The sequence below is a fragment of the Salmonella sp. SAL04214 genome (assembly GCF_046550615.1).
Classification (GTDB): domain Bacteria; phylum Pseudomonadota; class Gammaproteobacteria; order Enterobacterales; family Enterobacteriaceae; genus Salmonella; species Salmonella enterica.
Genome location: NZ_JBGDXT010000002.1, coordinates 201886 through 218590 on the forward strand (window position 1 = coordinate 201886; position 16705 = coordinate 218590).

Here is a 16705-nt window from a genome sequence, read left to right on the forward strand (position 1 = left end):
AAGTAATCTATAAATAAATTTTAAAAATTGAGCCATATTATGAATAATGTCGCCTCGCCAACGCTCACGGTGCGCCGAATCACTACCGCCGACAATGCCGCTATTGCCCGTGTCATCCGTCAGGTTTCAGCGGAATACGGACTTACCGCCGATAAAGGTTATACCGTTGCCGACCCCAATCTGGATGAACTGTATCAGGTTTATAGCCAACCGGGCGCGGCCTACTGGGTGGTAGAGCAAAACGGTTGTGTGGTGGGCGGCGGCGGCGTGGCGCCGTTATCCTGTAGCGAACCAGACATTTGTGAACTGCAAAAAATGTATTTTTTACCGGTGATTCGTGGTCAGGGGCTGGCGAAAAAGCTGGCGCTGATGGCTCTGGATCATGCCCGTGAACAGGGTTTTAAACGCTGCTATCTGGAAACAACGGCTTTTTTACGCGAGGCGATTGCGCTATACGAACGTTTAGGATTTGAACATATTAGCGAACCGCTCGGCTGCACCGGACATGTCGATTGCGAAGTGAGGATGTTAAAGGATCTCTGAAAACCAGGCGTTTATTTATCCTCGCCAGGTATTATTTTTGCTGATATAAGTAATCCCGGAAACATCCTGTTATCCGGGAATCACTTATTATTCAAGGAAGTTATAAATGAAACGCCTATTATCAGCAATTGTTTTCCCCGCTATGTTTATTAGTATCTCTAATGTATATGCATTAGATATACAGCCCGGCGAATGGAAAATGGAAAATATAGAAATGCGCACCATCAATCCAGATACAAAAGAAGTATTAATGGATGAAAAAAATTCGGGCATAGCGACGCTTATGTGTTATACCCCTAAAATGTCTGAAGATTCTAAAAAAATGGTGAAGGGTTTTTCTACCAGTGCAGGCGGTTGCACGACAACATTTGTAGAAAGTACGGATACCAAACTGATCAATGAGACTGTCTGTAATAATCCTGATGTCAAATCGCACTCTATTGTAGAAACGACGAAAATAAGCGATACAGAATTTGCGATGACCATGAAATCGGATGTCGATGCAGGAGGTAATAAAACAACCTCCATCAACAAAATTAAACAAACCTTTGTTGGCAAGACCTGCTCTGAAGCGTCAAAAGGCGTGAAACAGTAAGTATTTCAACACAAGAACCCGTAGTGATGATGCAAAAATGGCATTGTTCAAGGTCACCTTTCGGGAATATAACACTGAGTGAGTTCTTTTTGCCTGCCGCAGGGCAGGCTTTACTCAGGACAGAATATCATGAAAATGACTTTTTCTGCTCGCCAGCAGTTTGATGTCGGGCGGATGACCACGCAGGTGGCGACAGCGTAAAAGATAAAAACGCTAATCTTTAATTTTACCCTTTATCCGGCGGCTGGCACGCCGCTATGAAAACGAAACTCGCGGTCTGGCGACAAGATAAGGTCAGCTTCCACCTCGCCAAAATAGCGCACGCGCGCAGAAATGTCCTCGGCGGAAATCTGCTGCGCCAGCGCCAGGTAATCCTGATAATGCCGCGCTTCGGAGCGCAGAAGCGAGAGATAAAACGTCTGTAAATCCTCATCCAGCCAGGGCGCCAGAGCGGCAAAACGTTCGCAGGAGCGGGCTTCGATATACGCCCCGCAAATCAGCTTATCAATTAAGGTGAGCGGTTCGTGCGTGCGTACCGCTTTCAACATTCCTTTCGCGTAGCGGCTGGCGGTGATTTTCACATAAGGAATGTTTCTGGCCTGCATGACCTCGCGTACCTGCCAAAAATGGTGCAACTCCTCTTTAATCAATAACACCATACGGTCGATAAGCTGACGACCCCAGGGGTCATCAGTTTGCGGCATGGCGCTTTTGCTAATCTGTCTATGCAGGGCAACAAAATCCGGCTCCGGCCCCTGACGAAACGCGAACGCCTCGTAAGGTTGCAGCCAGGCGAGCAGCGCGTCGGCGCCAGATTTATCGGCGACATATTTACGCACCAACAGCAACGCGGTTTGCGCAGCCTTCAGTTCGCAGATCAAGTGATCGGTAAGCAGAAGAGGAAGATTTTGCGGATCGCGGGCCTGGACAATCCACGCCTGCGGCGTCGGGCAATGCAGGAAATTAAGCACCGGAGAGAGTATTTGCGGGTAATTCATACGTAACCTGTAAAAAAATACGACAGCAGACGCTGCCGTACCGTCATACTATGCAGCTTTAGTGACGCACGCCGTCGTCATCTTCATCGACATAATCGTCGTCGTCACCCTCTTCGCCATTAGGGTCTTCGAAATAGGTTCCCCAGCCGTCGTATTCGACATCATATTTTTCCGCCAGGTTCATCAGTTGCTCAACCTGAGCGTCGATGAGTTCGGCGTTCAACGCGCACTCGCTGAGGATGTCGCAACAAATAACCGTATCGCCCTCTTCCACTTCCAGCTCTTCCGGCTCCGTCACTTCATAGCCGAGTTTAAAGGCTTCTACCGCGGCTTTTTCCAACGTTTCGAAATCGTCAGCGGAAAGGTGATGCTCGATAGTGTACAGCGCATCCGGATCGCTGCCATCCTCAAGTAACTCTTCAATAATTAACCGCGTTTCTTCACGCTGCTCTTCCAGTAATTCCGGGTTTGCCATAGCTCGTTCCTCATAGATGTCCTGCCGATACTCTTATTGTCACATACCGCCGACGTTGCCTCCACCTTATCGAGAAAAGTTTTATCAAACAGGGTTGCAAATGAATAATCATCCATATAAAGTGAATTTTAATTCAATGAGAGGCCTAAGCCATGTGAGGGAAGTATGTCTACGTTTTACCAAAAACCTTTTTTAAAGTTACTTGATTTCACCGCCAGCGAGCTCACTGCTCTGTTGCAGCTTGCCGCCAAACTGAAAGCCGATAAGAAAAACGGTAAAGAAGAACAAAAGCTGGTGGGTAAGAATATTGCGCTCATCTTCGAAAAAGACTCGACCCGGACACGATGCTCTTTCGAAGTTGCCGCATACGATCAGGGGGCGCGCGTGACGTACCTGGGTTCCAGCGGGAGCCAGATCGGCCATAAAGAGTCCATCAAAGATACTGCCCGCGTCCTGGGCCGAATGTTTGACGGTATTCAGTATCGAGGATATGGCCAGGAGATCGTCGAAACGCTGGCTGAATATTCCGGTGTGCCGGTATGGAACGGTTTAACCGATGAGTATCACCCAACGCAATTACTGGCGGATCTGCTCACCATGCAGGAACATCTGCCGGGTAAAGCCTTTAACGAGATGACGTTGGTCTATGCCGGAGACGCGCGTAATAACATGGGTAACTCCATGCTGGAAGCCGCCGCGTTAACAGGATTGGATCTCCGTCTGGTCGCGCCAAAAGCCTGCTGGCCGCAAGCCGCGTTAGTGGCGGAGTGCAGCGCCATGGCGAAAAAGAACGGCGGCGCCATCACCCTGACCGAAGATATCGCCTCAGGCGTAAAAGGCGCGGATTTTATCTATACCGATGTTTGGGTTTCTATGGGCGAACCCAAAGAGAAATGGGCGGAGCGTATTGCCCTGCTGCGTGATTATCAGGTCAACAGCCAGATGATGGCGTTAACCGGCAATCCGCAGGTTAAGTTCCTGCATTGTCTGCCTGCGTTCCATGATGATGAAACCACGCTCGGCAAAAAAATGGCCGAAGAGTACGGTTTACATGGCGGGATGGAAGTGACCGACGAGGTTTTTGAGTCTGCGGCCTGCATTGTCTTTGATGAAGCGGAAAACCGAATGCATACCATCAAAGCAGTAATGGTAGCGACGCTGTCTAAATAATGTCGTTATGATGCCGGATGGCGGTTGGCCTACAAGATCGCAACGTGCAGGCGCCGCCATCCGGCACAAAAACATTACGCCATCAGCATCTTCACAACCGCTTTACGTACCCGCGCCGGTTCTCCCACCGCGCACAGGGGCTTATGCACTTCGCCGGGATAAAACACCACAAAGTCACCTTCGTTCAGGACGACGGTTTTCTCGTCGACGCTCGTCGGTAAAAATGCAATGTCTTTATCCGCCAGCCAGTCCGTGTGCGGCGTTCCCGCAGGCCGGGTACTGAATGCCATCCCTTCCTGACCTTGTAGCACAATCTGAATATCAAGATAACGGGCGTGATACTCTGCGCTGCGCGATTCGCCCGGCTCCGTCATATTTTCAGAAATCATATAAAACAGCCTGTCGCCGTCAATGTCATACTTACCTGGCGCGGTCGTTGCCGTGACATGCGCATTGACGTGCTCAATCGCCTGCCGTAACGCCGTCGGCAGCCAGGCCTCCAGATGTTCAATATTGCCAATAATCATCGCATCCCCTTAGTTAAAACAGCGTTTTATATTTCTCTTTATACGAGAAAAATGGCTGCCATACTACCCTTACTCTCATCGATTTTGCGCCAGCGCATGTTTATCGCCAGCGGTGTTTATATATTGTTAATAGTTCGCCCAACTTTATGCAGTACCTATGCATAAACCCCAGCGGCGCCAAATTGCCATCACTAACAACGCTTTGATATTAAAGGCGTTAACATAAAAACGTTTTAGCGATCACAATTCGCTCTCCCTGCATAAATGACTTCTCTATCCATAGTTATTTTTAAATTATTTAAATATCCCCGATAATAAAATCCCCCTCACGCATAGTTATGCAACCATTAAAAATAATCACTTTATTTTCAATGAGTTAAGATTTAAATATCATTCAATACAGCAAACAAATAATTAACAATAAAAAAATAACAAACCATATAGCTGCGTAGTAATTCATTTAATGCCTTATTGTTTTTTGAATTTATCTGACCCGGCTCATATATTAAGTAAGAAAAATAGCACTCCTTGATTGATGTGAATCTCATCACATTAACAACCCAAATAAAATTCAATCATTGCTCCCGAATTTAACTGAAACGCCGCGACTGCAAGCACGCTAAATATTTGCAGCCACTCCTTCTTTATTCTTGAAATTATGTAAAAGGTATAATGATGGAAAAGCATTTTGTCGGTTCTGAAATCGGTCAATTACGCAGCGTAATGTTGCATCGGCCCAATCTCAGCCTAAAAAGACTTACCCCTTCAAATTGTCAGGAATTACTTTTTGACGATGTATTATCCGTAGAGCGCGCTGGCGAAGAGCATGACATTTTTGCCAACACGCTGCGCCAGCAAGGGATAGAAGTGTTGCTGTTAACCGACCTGCTCACCCAAACGCTGGATGTGGCTGACGCTAAAGCCTGGCTACTGGACACGCAAATTTCCGATTATCGCCTTGGGCCCACCTTTGCTGCAGATATTCGCGCCTGGCTGGCGGATATGCCGCACCGTGAACTGGCTCGCCATTTAAGCGGCGGTTTAACTTACGGCGAAATCCCCGCCTCCATAAAAAATATGGTGGTCGATACTCACGATATTAATGACTTTATTATGAAGCCATTACCGAATCACCTATTTACCCGTGACACGTCCTGCTGGATATATAACGGCGTCTCAATTAACCCCATGGCGAAACCTGCACGCCAACGTGAAACGAATAATTTACGTGCTATTTATCGCTGGCATCCTCAATTCGCAGGCGGTGATTTCATTAAATATTTCGGCGACGAGGACATTAATTACGACCACGCCACTTTAGAGGGCGGCGATGTGCTGGTGATTGGCCGCGGCGCGGTGTTGATCGGTATGTCTGAACGTACTACGCCGCAGGGCGTTGAGTTCCTGGCGCAGGCATTGTTTAAACATCGTCAGGCGGAACGCGTCATTGCCGTTGAACTGCCAAAACATCGCTCCTGTATGCACCTTGATACCGTCATGACCCACATTGATATCGACACCTTCTCCGTCTATCCGGAAGTCGTTCGCCCGGACGTTCAGTGCTGGACGCTGACGCCAGACGGACGCGGCGGTCTGAAACGAACCCAGGAGAGCACGCTGGTTCATGCTCTTGAAACAGCGCTTGGCATCGATCAGGTGCGCTTAATCACCACTGGCGGCGACGCATTTGAAGCTGAGCGCGAACAGTGGAATGACGCCAATAACGTGCTCACCCTGCGTCCCGGCGTGGTGGTGGGCTATGAGCGCAACATCTGGACCAACGAAAAATACGACAAAGCTGGCATTACCGTCCTTCCCATTCCCGGCGATGAACTGGGTCGCGGGCGCGGGGGCGCACGCTGCATGAGCTGTCCACTGGAACGCGATGGTATTTAAAGGAGACGTTATGGAAAACAAACGCACACTGGTCGTCGCGCTGGGCGGCAATGCGCTGCTCAAACGCGGCGAACCGCTGGAGGCTGATATTCAGCGTAAAAATATCGAACTGGCGGCCAGAACCATCGCCCAGCTTACCCGGCAATGGCGCGTGGTGTTAGTGCACGGCAACGGCCCACAGGTAGGACTGCTGGCGCTACAAAATAGCGCCTACGCTAACGTTACGCCCTATCCGCTCGATATTCTCGGTGCGGAAAGCCAGGGCATGATTGGCTACATGCTGCAACAGGCGCTGAAGAATCATCTGCCGGAGCGTGAAATCAGCGTCCTGCTCACCCAGGTCGAAGTCGATGCCAACGACCCGGCATTCCTCAATCCAACCAAATATATCGGACCGATTTACGACGAAGCGCAGGCCCGTGCGTTACAGGCAGAAAAGGGCTGGGTATTCAAAGCCGACGGTAACGCCTTCCGCCGCGTTGTGCCCTCCCCGCAGCCGAAACGCATTGTGGAAAACGATGCCATCCGCGCGCTGATTAGCCGCGATCACCTGGTTATCTGTAACGGCGGCGGCGGCGTGCCGGTCGTGGAAAAAGCCGATGGCTACCACGGTATCGAGGCGGTGATCGACAAAGATCTGTCCGCCGCCCTGCTTGCCAGCCAAATTCACGCCGACGCGCTGCTCATTCTGACCGATGCCGACGCGGTGTATCTCGACTGGGGCAAGCCCACCCAACGCCCGTTGGCGCAGGTTACGCCGGAGCTGCTTCGTGAAATGCAGTTCGACGCCGGTTCGATGGGCCCGAAAGTGACCGCCTGCGCTGAGTTTGTCAGCCATTGCCGCGGCATTGCCGGAATCGGCTCGCTGGCGGATGGGCAAGCCATTCTCGCGGGCGAGAAAGGTACTTTGATTCGGTGTGAAACCGCCGACGTTGACGCATAAGGCTTTTTACCGGATGGCGGCTTCCGCCTTATTCGGCCTACAGAGCGCGCATAACCGTGGGCCGGATAAGCGCAGCGCCATCAGGCAATTCATTTTAACAAGGATATTGTAATGGTTATTTCACTGAAAAATCGTAACTTTTTGAAGCTGCTTGACTACACCCCGGCGGAAATCCAACACCTCATCGATCTGGCTATTGAGCTGAAAGCCGCAAAAAAAGCCGGATGCGAAAAGCAAACACTGATCGGCAAAAACATCGCGCTGATTTTTGAAAAAACCTCTACCCGCACCCGATGCGCGTTTGAAGTCGCCGCGTTCGACCAGGGCGCGCAGGTGACTTATCTCGGCCCAAGCGGCTCGCAGATCGGCCATAAAGAGTCCATGAAAGATACTGCTCGCGTCCTGGGGCGGATGTATGACGGCATCGAATATCGCGGTTTTGGTCAACACATTGTGGAAGAGCTGGGGGAATACGCGGGCGTTCCCGTCTGGAACGGCCTGACCGATGAATTTCACCCCACACAGATCCTGGCCGATCTGATGACCATGCTGGAACACGCGCCGGGTAAAACGCTGCCGGAACTGAGCTTCGCCTACCTGGGCGACGCGCGCAACAACATGGGCAACTCGCTGATGGTGGGCGCGGCGAAGATGGGCATGGATATCCGCCTGATAGCGCCAAAGTCCTTCTGGCCTGATGCCGCGCTGGTCGCGCAGTGCCGGGAAATCGCCAGCGTTACTGGCGCTCGTATCACCTTAACGGAGAGCGTTGAAGACGGCGTTCACGGTGTGGATTTCCTCTATACCGACGTCTGGGTCTCGATGGGAGAACCCAAAGAAGCCTGGGCGGAGCGCGTCAGTCTGATGACGCCATATCAGGTCAACCAGCAGGTGGTAAACGCTACCGGTAATCCTGATGTGAAGTTTATGCACTGCCTGCCCGCCTTCCATAACGAGCACACCAAAGTGGGACGCGAAATCGAAATGGCTTACGGCCTGAAAGGACTGGAGGTCACGGAAGAGGTGTTCGAGTCCGCAGGCTCGATAGTCTTCGATGAAGCGGAAAACCGGATGCACACCATCAAAGCAGTCATGGTGGCGACGCTCGGCGACTAATCCCACAGGATATGCGCCCTCGCGGCGCATATCCGTGATATCAGGAGAGAACATCATGGGTAAATTTAAATTTCCCACCGCTTATACCATCCTGTTTATTCTTATTGCCCTGGTCGCGGTGATGACCTGGATTGTGCCGGCGGGAAAATACCAAATGGCGATGAACGCCACGCTGGGAAAAGAGGTGCCGGTGGCGGGAACGTATGCCCCCGTGGACGCGCATCCGCAAGGGATTACCGCTGTTTTACTGGCGCCGATTGACGGCCTCTATAACCACGAAACCTACACCGCTGGCGCCATTGACGTCGCGCTGTTTGTCTTGATTATCGGCGGCTTTCTGGGGGTGGTGAATAAAACGGGGGCGATTGATGCCGGTATTGAACGGGTAACTATCAAACTCAACGGCAAAGATGAGTGGATGATCCCCATTCTGATGGCGCTGTTCGCCGCAGGCGGCACTATCTATGGCATGGCGGAGGAGTCGTTGCCCTTCTACACGCTGCTGGTACCGGTCATGATGGCGGCCCGCTTCGATCCGTTAGTGGCGGCGGCAACCGTACTGCTCGGCGCAGGGATAGGCACGCTCGGTTCGACCATTAACCCTTTCGCCACGGTCATTGCCGCCAACGCCGCCGGCATCCCTTTTACTCAGGGAATGCTGATGCGCGTACTGCTGTTAATCGTCGGCTACGTATTGTGCGTGTTTTGGGTAATGCGCTATGCGCGCAAAGTCCGCGCCCATCCTGAGCTTTCTATCGTGGCGGATAAAATGGAGGAAAATCGCGCCCATTTCCTTGGCAATCGCGCCAATACACTGCTGGAGTTTACGGCTACCCGGAAATGGGTGCTGCTGATCTTCGCCGCCTCTTTCGCGGTGATGATTTACGGCGTGGCGGTTCTCGGCTGGTGGATGGCGGAAATCTCCGGCGTTTTTCTGGCGGCGGCGATTATCGTTGGCGTGATAACGCGGATGGGCGAGGAAGCGTTCACCAGTACCTTTATCAATGGCGCGCGGGATTTGCTCGGCGTGGCGCTAATTATTGGTATCGCGCGCGGCATTGTGGTGGTCATGGATAACGGTATGATTACCCACACTATTTTGCACAGCGCGGAAAGTCTGGTTTCCGGCCTCTCTACCACCATTTTCATAAACGTAACCTACTGGCTGGAAGTATTGCTCTCCTTCCTGGTGCCCTCCTCTTCCGGTCTTGCCGTATTGACAATGCCCATTATGGCGCCGTTAGCGGATTTTGCCCACGTACAGCGGGATTTGGTCGTAACCGCCTACCAGTCGGCCTCCGGGATTGTGAACCTGGTTACTCCCACCTCCGCCGTGGTCATGGGCGGTCTGGCGATCGCGCGGGTTCCCTATGTCCGCTATCTGAAATGGGTCGCGCCGCTGTTGCTGATCCTGACATTGCTGAATATGGCGGTACTGAGCATCGGAGCGATGATGTAACGAGCCAGATGGCGACGCGTCTTATCCGACAGGACTGATAAGCACAGCGCCATCAGGCACGCCGTCACCTTTTTTGATCGGCTTCTCATTTTCCTGCAAAACCGCCCGATTGATCCGCAATCGATGTGACAAATGTGATGAATTTCGCCAGTCCGTTGATATTAATAATAAAGATAAGGTGCATTTATGAAGGAATACGATGATTACTCCGCCAAAGAACAACAGCAACTGGCGGTTTGTCAGCGCCTGATTAGTGAAAAAAGTTACCTGTCCCAGGAGGAGATTCGCCGCGATTTACAAAATGAGGGATTTGAAGGTATCAGTCAGTCTACGGTTTCGCGCCTGCTCAAGCTGCTGGGCGCAATAAAAATCAGAAATACGAAGGGACAAAAGATTTATTCCGTAAATCCCCAGCGGCGTCCTTCGCCGGATGCCGGACGTTCAATAGCCGAAATGGTCGTCAGCGTTGAACATAATAGCGAATTTATCCTTATCCATACGGCAGCAGGTTATGGTCGCGCCGTCGCAAGAATTCTGGATTACCACGCATTGCCGGAAATTCTCGGCGTCGTTGCCGGTAGCAGTATTGTCTGGGTCGCACCACGGGTCGTTCAGCGCACGGCGCTGGTACACAAACAAATTAATTATTTGCTTAAAATGAATTTAAATTCATAAGAACCGTTTGCGATGAGTAAATCATGCATTAATCGCTTGATCCCCAAACAGAGCTGAGTATAATCGCGGACAATTTGCCGGGAGGAAGCATGGTTCAGTGTGTACGACATTCTGTCTTACCGCGTCTGAAAAAGGACGCAGGCCTGCCGTTTTTCTTTCCGTTGAAAACCAATACCAAGCCCCTCAATTGAGGGGCTTTTTTTTGCCCAGGCGTCAGGAGATAAACATGGCTAACCCGCTATATCAAAAACATATCATTTCCATAAACGACCTCAGCCGCGACGATCTTAATCTGGTACTGGCGACGGCGGCGAAATTAAAAGCCAACCCGCAGCCGGAGCTATTGAAACATAAAGTGATCGCCAGCTGCTTTTTCGAAGCCTCCACGCGTACCCGCCTGTCGTTTGAAACCTCAATGCATCGCCTGGGCGCCAGCGTAGTGGGCTTCTCCGACAGCGCCAACACGTCGCTGGGGAAAAAAGGAGAAACGTTAGCCGACACGATCTCAGTGATTAGCACTTACGTGGACGCGATTGTGATGCGCCATCCGCAAGAAGGCGCGGCACGTCTGGCGACGGAGTTTTCCGGTCAGGTGCCGGTGCTCAATGCGGGCGACGGTTCGAACCAGCATCCGACGCAGACCCTGTTGGATCTGTTTACCATCCAGGAAACGCAGGGCCGTCTGGATAACCTGCATATCGCGATGGTCGGCGATCTGAAATATGGCCGCACCGTGCATTCGCTAACCCAGGCGCTGGCGAAATTTAGCGGCAACCGTTTTTATTTTATCGCGCCGGACGCGCTGGCGATGCCGCAGTACATTCTGGATATGCTGGATGAAAAAGGGATGGCCTGGAGCCTGCATGGTTCTATTGAAGAGGTCATGGCCGACGTCGACATCCTCTATATGACTCGCGTACAGAAAGAGCGTCTCGACCCGTCGGAGTACGCCAATGTGAAGGCGCAGTTTGTTCTGCGCGCCAGCGACCTGAACGGCGCGCGTGAAAATATGAAAGTGCTGCACCCGCTGCCGCGGATTGATGAAATCACCACGGATGTGGATAAAACGCCACACGCCTGGTACTTCCAACAGGCGGGCAACGGTATTTTCGCTCGCCAGGCGTTACTGGCGTTGGTACTGAATAGCGAACTGAGTCTGTAAGGGAGAAAAGCGATGACACACGATAACAAACTGCAGGTTGAAGCCATTAAATGCGGCACCGTGATTGACCATATCCCTGCGCAGGTAGGCTTTAAACTGCTGAGTCTGTTTAAATTGACCGAGACCGATCAGCGAATCACTATCGGTCTGAATCTCCCGTCTGGCGAGATGGGGCGTAAAGACTTAATCAAAATAGAAAACACCTTTCTCACCGATGAGCAGGTTAACCAACTTGCTCTGTACGCGCCGCAGGCCACCGTTAACCGCATCGACAACTACGACGTAGTCGGGAAATCACGCCCCAGCCTGCCAGAGCGTATTAATAATGTGCTGGTTTGCCCGAACAGCAACTGCATCAGCCACGCGGAACCAGTATCCTCCAGCTTTGCAGTGAAAAAACGCGCCAATGATATCGCCCTCAAATGCAAATACTGTGAAAAAGAGTTTTCGCATTATGTGGTGCTGGCCAACTAATTTGGGTTGGTTATGAGATCCCGGCTCCCTATAATGAGCGGGGACATTCTATTACCGCTGTAATTCAGGAGAAATCATGAGCAAAACTATTGCGACGGAAAATGCACCAGCAGCAATCGGCCCATACGTACAGGGCGTTGACCTGGGTAGCATGGTAATCACTTCCGGTCAGATTCCGGTCGATCCGAAAACCGGCGCCGTAGCGGAAGACGTATCCGCTCAGGCACGTCAGTCGCTGGAAAACGTTAAAGCTATCGTGGAAGCCGCTGGCCTGAAAGTAGGCGACATTGTGAAAACGACCGTATTCGTGAAAGACCTGAACGATTTCGCGACCGTCAACGCCACCTACGAAGCCTTCTTCACCGAGCACAACGCCACCTTCCCGGCGCGTTCCTGCGTGGAAGTTGCCCGTCTGCCGAAAGACGTGAAAATTGAGATTGAAGCGATCGCTGTTCGTCGCTAACGCTCGTTTATAGATAGTGGCCGGATGGCGCTATCGCTTATTCGGCCTGGTATGCCATCCAGGCCGATAATGCACAATACTTCGACGCTTACTGCCAGCCATAACGTCGGCTGTAAAACCCTTTCACTAACTGGGTTAACGTCATATAGCCCGCCAGAATGGCAATCAGCCACGGGAAATAGCTTAACGGCAGCGCCTGCAACTGCAGGTAAGACGCCAGCGGCGAAAACGGCAACGAGACTCCCACCACCATCACCAACAACGTCATCGCCATCAGCGGCCAGGCGGCGCGACTTTGAATAAACGGCAGACGGCGGGTACGGATCATATGCACAATCAGCGTTTGCGACAGTAATCCCACCACAAACCAGCCGGACTGGAACAAAGTTTGCGTTTCTGGCGTATTCGCATGAAATACCCACCACATCAGACAAAAGGTCAAAATGTCAAAAATCGAGCTGATCGGACCGAAAAAGACCATAAAGCGCCCCAAATCTGCCGGATTCCAGCGCTGCGGCTTTTGAATTTGTTCTTCATCGACATTATCAAACGGAATCGCCACCTGGGATACATCGTACAGTAGGTTTTGAATCAGCAAGTGCAGCGGCAGCATTGGCAGGAACGGCAAAAAGGCGCTCGCCACCAGTACGCTAAACACGTTACCGAAATTTGAGCTGGCCGTCATCTTGATATATTTCAACATATTAGAAAAAGTACGACGACCTTCAATGACGCCTTCTTCCAGCACCATCAGGCTCTTTTCCAGCAGAATAATATCGGCGGCTTCACGGGCGATGTCCACCGCGCCATCTACCGAGATACCAATATCCGCCGCCCGCAACGCCGGGGCATCGTTAATCCCGTCGCCCATAAAACCGACCACATGCCCCTCGCGTTTGAGTAAAGTGACAATGCGCTCTTTATGCATCGGCGTCAGACGCGCAAACAACGTCGTACGGGCGGCCAGCGCCGCCAGCGCGTCGTCGCTTAACCCTTCAATATCACTGCCAATAACGACATCGCCCGCATCCAGCCCAACCTCATGGCAAACCTTTGCCGCTACCAGCTCGCTGTCGCCGGTGAGAATTTTCACCGTAATTCCGCTCGCCTTCAGCGCTTTCAGCGCCGGCGCGGTGGTCTCTTTCGGCGGATCGAGAAAAGCAATATACCCTTCCAGGATCAGGTCAGACTCATCGATACGCTGGTAATCGCCCTCACGCGCAGGCAGGTATTTGGTCGCGACGGCGACCACGCGTAGCCCCTGACGGTTCAGCGTGTCGGTAACGCGTTTCACCCGGCGCAGCATATTGTCGTCCAGCGGCACAATATCGCCGTTGTGGCGCACCTGAGTACACACGTTCAGGATCTCCTGTAACGCGCCTTTGCAGACCAGTTGATGCACGTTCGAATCTTCGGCGACCACCACCGACATCCGGCGACGCTCAAAATCAAACGGGATCTCATCGATTTTCTGCCAGCGTCCGGAGAGCTGACGCGCGGCGGTTTCGTCTACTCCCTCCAGGACCGCCGTATCCAGTAAATTTTTTAGACCGGTCTGATAATGGCTGTTCAGCCAGGCGCAATGCAGTACATGCTCGCTGGGCTTACCAGAAATATCCGTATGATTCTCCAGCACAATTTTATCCTTCGTCAGAGTGCCGGTTTTATCGGTGCACAGAATATCCATCGCGCCGAAGTTCTGAATCGCATCAAGGTGCTTCACGATAACTTTCTGTTTCGAGAGTTTCACCGCCCCGCGCGCGAGGGTAGAGGTGACGATCATCGGCAACATTTCCGGGGTGAGTCCTACCGCGACCGAAAGCGCAAATAACGCCGCTTCCCACCAGTCACCTTTCGTGTAACCATTAATAATCAGTACTACCGGCGCCATGACCAGCATAAAGCGGATCAGCAACATACTGACGCGGCTAATTCCTTTCTGGAAAGCGTTCTGCTCGTTATCTTGTTCCGACACGCGCCCCGCCAATTGACCAAACCAGGTGTCGGCGCCGGTCGCCATCACCACGGCCTGCGCCGTTCCGCTCACGACGTTCGTCCCCATAAAGCACAGCGTGTCGCACTCAAGCGGGTTATTTTGCCGGGGCTCACGCGTCGCGGCGACTTTCTCGACCGGCAGAGATTCGCCGGTCAGCGACGCCTGGGCGACAAACAGATCGCGCGCCTGGATAATCCGTAAATCCGCCGGGATCATATCCCCCGCCGCCAGCTTAATAATATCGCCGGGCACCAGTTGATCGATGGGTAATTCCAGCCAGGCATTTTCGCCATTTTCATTAATAACCCGCAGTACGGTAGCGGTATTGCTCACCATCGCTTTTAGCGCGTCCGCCGCTTTTGTCGAGCGCGCTTCCTGCACAAAATTCAGCAGCGTTGAGATACCGACCATCAGGGCGATAACGCCTGCGGCAAACAGATCCTCCGTGGCATAAGAAATGCCGCCAAGAATCGTGAGTAAGATGTTGAAAGGATTGCGATAACATACCCACAGATGCACCCACCACGGCGAGGGTTTCTGTGCCGGAAGACGGTTTTCGCCATGCTTTTCACGCGCGCGCGTCACCTCGGCGGCGTTTAATCCCTCCGGGTGCGTATCAAAAACGCGCCAGAGAGTCTCCTGCTCCATTGCCGCGACTTTCAGACAGCGCTCGCTCAGCGAAGGCGGGATAGTCGCATTTACCGCGGTCTGCGCGCCGGGCAGCGGATCGCGGTGAACCAGACGATAAGGCAAATGACGATTAAGCCGGGCAAAAAGCTGGCGGGTAATGGTTTTTAGCATAGGTAATCCCTCCGCGCCGAAGTCAGGCGCAGAAAATTCTTCAGGCGCGGCAAAGCCTTGCCCGATGAGCAATGTTTAAATAAAAACAGGGACGTTATCGTGTCACTGTCTTACACACCGGTAAGACAGCAGAGGCAGGCTTACCGGAAAAGGAAAATTCTCCATCGCGGGAGAGGGGTGGGTTCAGGGTCCATGTCGCCTCCGGTAAGTAAATAATTTGCGCCGCGGATTATACGCATAAATCCATAAGTTTTGTGGCAATTATGGCGGTATCATACCGTTACGTAATTAAACCAACGATAAACCAGACTTTGCCCATTGCCCTTCGCTTGAGTAAAGTTACTCTTTTTATCACCATCAGCGTCACGCCACGGGAAAACAGGATGCAAAACCGGCTCACTATCAAAGACATCGCCCGCCTGAGCGGCGTAGGGAAATCAACCGTTTCCCGCGTGCTTAACAATGAAAGCGGCGTAAGCGAACGTACCCGCGAGCGTGTCGAAGCGGTGATGAATCAACACGGTTTCTCCCCGTCCCGCTCCGCCCGCGCGATGCGGGGACAAAGCGATAAAGTGGTCGCTATTATCGTCACTCGCCTTGATTCGTTGTCTGAAAACCTCGCGGTTCAGACCATGCTGCCTGCGTTTTACGAACAGGGCTACGACCCTATTATGATGGAAAGTCAGTTCTCGCCGACGCTGGTAATGGAACATCTGGGCATGCTCAGACGACGTAACATTGATGGCGTGGTGCTGTTTGGCTTTACCGGCATCACAGAAGAGTTGATCGCCCCCTGGAAAGCCTCGCTGGTGCTGCTGGCAAGAGATGCGCAAGGTTTTGCCTCCGTTTGTTACGACGACGAGGGCGCGATTCATATCCTTATGCAGCGGCTGTATGAGCAGGGACACCGCAACATTAGCTTTCTGGGCGTTCCCCATAGCGATATTACCACCGGCAAACGTCGGCATGACGCATACCTGGCGTTTTGCAAAAAACATAAACTTCATCCCGTCGCCGCCCTGCCCGGTCTTGCCATGAAGCAGGGCTATGAGCATACGGCAAGTGTCATCATGCCGGATACCACCGCGTTAGTCTGCGCCACCGATACGCTGGCGTTGGGCGCCAGTAAGTATTTACAGGAGCAACGTATTGAGACGCTGCAACTGGCAAGCGTCGGGAACACGCCGCTGATAAAATTCCTGCACCCGGAGATCGTCACTGTCGATCCTGGCTATGCTGAAGCCGGACGGCAGGCGGCTTCGCAGCTGATCGAACAGATCAATGGCCGCTGCGATCCGCGCCGGATCGTCATTCCTTCTACCCTCGCCTGAGTGACTAATTAAACGGAATACCACGAGTAATTTGTGATCGTCGCTGCGTTTCGGGAACGTTCCCATTTTTAAACCAACGTT

19 protein-coding genes and 1 pseudogene are annotated in these 16705 nt (G+C 52.2%); 14 read left to right on the top strand and 6 right to left on the bottom strand.

Translation table 11 applies throughout. From position 1 onward, the window contains the following. The first annotated feature begins 39 nt into the window (after positions 1-39). Positions 40-543, top strand: coding sequence for a GNAT family N-acetyltransferase (locus ACLJQD_RS04140; protein WP_001519079.1), 504 nt, complete (start codon positions 40-42; stop codon positions 541-543). Positions 544-649: 106 nt separating this feature from the next. After that, on the top strand, positions 650-1138 hold the full coding sequence (locus ACLJQD_RS04145) for a DUF3617 domain-containing protein (RefSeq protein ID WP_000826193.1): 489 nt from the start codon (positions 650-652) through the stop codon (positions 1136-1138). Positions 1139-1371: 233 nt separating this feature from the next. Here ACLJQD_RS04145 and miaE read toward each other — a convergent pair. Then, positions 1372-2183: pseudogene (miaE, locus tag ACLJQD_RS04150) on the bottom strand (tRNA isopentenyl-2-thiomethyl-A-37 hydroxylase MiaE). Between the two features lie 11 nt (positions 2184-2194). Next, positions 2195-2611: a ribonuclease E inhibitor RraB gene (gene rraB / locus ACLJQD_RS04155; protein ID WP_000002940.1), complete on the bottom strand. Its 417-nt coding sequence runs from the start codon at positions 2609-2611 to the stop codon at positions 2195-2197. Positions 2612-2711: 100 nt separating this feature from the next. On the opposite strand from rraB, the gene argL reads away from it, so the two are divergent. Continuing rightward, positions 2712-2807 (top strand): putative translational regulatory protein ArgL, encoded by a 96-nt coding sequence (gene argL, locus ACLJQD_RS04160; RefSeq protein ID WP_223148976.1) that lies wholly within the window; start codon positions 2712-2714, stop codon positions 2805-2807. Next, positions 2777-3781, top strand: a complete 1005-nt coding sequence (gene argF, locus ACLJQD_RS04165) for an ornithine carbamoyltransferase (RefSeq protein ID WP_017441185.1) — start codon at positions 2777-2779, stop codon at positions 3779-3781. Before argL ends, argF (ACLJQD_RS04165) begins: the two co-directional genes overlap by 31 nt. Positions 3782-3855: 74 nt before the next feature. On the opposite strand, the gene ACLJQD_RS04170 is transcribed toward argF (ACLJQD_RS04165), so the two are convergent. Further along, complete coding sequence (locus ACLJQD_RS04170) at positions 3856-4308, bottom strand: YhcH/YjgK/YiaL family protein (RefSeq protein ID WP_000583455.1); 453 nt, start codon at positions 4306-4308, stop codon at positions 3856-3858. A 675-nt stretch (positions 4309-4983) separates the two neighbouring features. Between ACLJQD_RS04170 and arcA the strand changes: the two genes are divergently transcribed. The 5 genes from arcA (at position 4984) to ACLJQD_RS04195 (ending at position 10397) form a co-directional block, all read left to right on the top strand. Further along, complete coding sequence (arcA, locus tag ACLJQD_RS04175) at positions 4984-6204, top strand: arginine deiminase (protein ID WP_000410846.1); 1221 nt, start codon at positions 4984-4986, stop codon at positions 6202-6204. Between the two features lie 10 nt (positions 6205-6214). Continuing rightward, positions 6215-7147 carry a carbamate kinase gene (gene arcC, locus ACLJQD_RS04180; RefSeq protein ID WP_000428751.1) on the top strand — a complete coding sequence of 311 codons (933 nt, stop codon included), beginning with the start codon at positions 6215-6217 and terminating at the stop codon, positions 7145-7147. A gap of 111 nt (positions 7148-7258) precedes the next feature. Continuing rightward, a complete protein-coding gene (argF, locus tag ACLJQD_RS04185) occupies positions 7259-8263 on the top strand; it encodes an ornithine carbamoyltransferase (RefSeq protein WP_000237031.1) in 1005 nt (334 codons plus the stop codon). 55 nt (positions 8264-8318) lie between these two features. Then, the gene (locus ACLJQD_RS04190; RefSeq protein ID WP_017441186.1) at positions 8319-9722 is read left to right on the top strand and encodes a YfcC family protein; all 1404 of its coding nucleotides are present in this window, start codon (positions 8319-8321) and stop codon (positions 9720-9722) included. A gap of 186 nt (positions 9723-9908) precedes the next feature. Beyond that, positions 9909-10397 carry an arginine repressor gene (locus ACLJQD_RS04195; protein ID WP_000666051.1) on the top strand — a complete coding sequence of 163 codons (489 nt, stop codon included), beginning with the start codon at positions 9909-9911 and terminating at the stop codon, positions 10395-10397. Here the strand turns inward: ACLJQD_RS04195 and ACLJQD_RS04200 are convergent. Next, entirely contained in the window at positions 10367-10507 is a 141-nt protein-coding gene (locus tag ACLJQD_RS04200) for a hypothetical protein (protein WP_001518160.1), read from the bottom strand. The genes ACLJQD_RS04195 and ACLJQD_RS04200 overlap by 31 nt on opposite strands. Here ACLJQD_RS04200 and pyrL point away from each other — a divergent pair. The 4 genes from pyrL to ridA all read left to right on the top strand — a co-directional run bounded on the left by pyrL (position 10487) and on the right by ridA (position 12496). Then, on the top strand, positions 10487-10588 hold the full coding sequence (gene pyrL, locus ACLJQD_RS04205; RefSeq protein ID WP_000249504.1) for a pyr operon leader peptide: 102 nt from the start codon (positions 10487-10489) through the stop codon (positions 10586-10588). The genes ACLJQD_RS04200 and pyrL overlap by 21 nt on opposite strands. Before the next feature lie 35 nt (positions 10589-10623). Continuing rightward, entirely contained in the window at positions 10624-11559 is a 936-nt protein-coding gene (gene pyrB / locus ACLJQD_RS04210) for an aspartate carbamoyltransferase (RefSeq protein ID WP_000013055.1), read from the top strand. 12 nt (positions 11560-11571) lie between these two features. Beyond that, a complete protein-coding gene (pyrI, locus tag ACLJQD_RS04215) occupies positions 11572-12033 on the top strand; it encodes an aspartate carbamoyltransferase regulatory subunit (RefSeq protein ID WP_000148567.1) in 462 nt (153 codons plus the stop codon). A 76-nt stretch (positions 12034-12109) separates the two neighbouring features. Further along, positions 12110-12496: a 2-iminobutanoate/2-iminopropanoate deaminase gene (gene ridA / locus ACLJQD_RS04220; RefSeq protein ID WP_000047544.1), complete on the top strand. Its 387-nt coding sequence runs from the start codon at positions 12110-12112 to the stop codon at positions 12494-12496. Between the two features lie 88 nt (positions 12497-12584). On the opposite strand, the gene mgtA is transcribed toward ridA, so the two are convergent. Next, the gene (mgtA, locus tag ACLJQD_RS04225; protein ID WP_017441187.1) at positions 12585-15293 is read right to left on the bottom strand and encodes a magnesium-translocating P-type ATPase; all 2709 of its coding nucleotides are present in this window, start codon (positions 15291-15293) and stop codon (positions 12585-12587) included. A 140-nt stretch (positions 15294-15433) separates the two neighbouring features. Continuing rightward, positions 15434-15532, bottom strand: coding sequence for a mgtA regulatory leader peptide MgtL (gene mgtL / locus ACLJQD_RS04230; protein WP_105789234.1), 99 nt, complete (start codon positions 15530-15532; stop codon positions 15434-15436). A 144-nt stretch (positions 15533-15676) separates the two neighbouring features. Between mgtL and treR the strand changes: the two genes are divergently transcribed. After that, positions 15677-16624 carry a trehalose operon repressor TreR gene (treR, locus tag ACLJQD_RS04235; protein ID WP_001181297.1) on the top strand — a complete coding sequence of 316 codons (948 nt, stop codon included), beginning with the start codon at positions 15677-15679 and terminating at the stop codon, positions 16622-16624. Positions 16625-16705 lie beyond the last annotated feature (81 nt).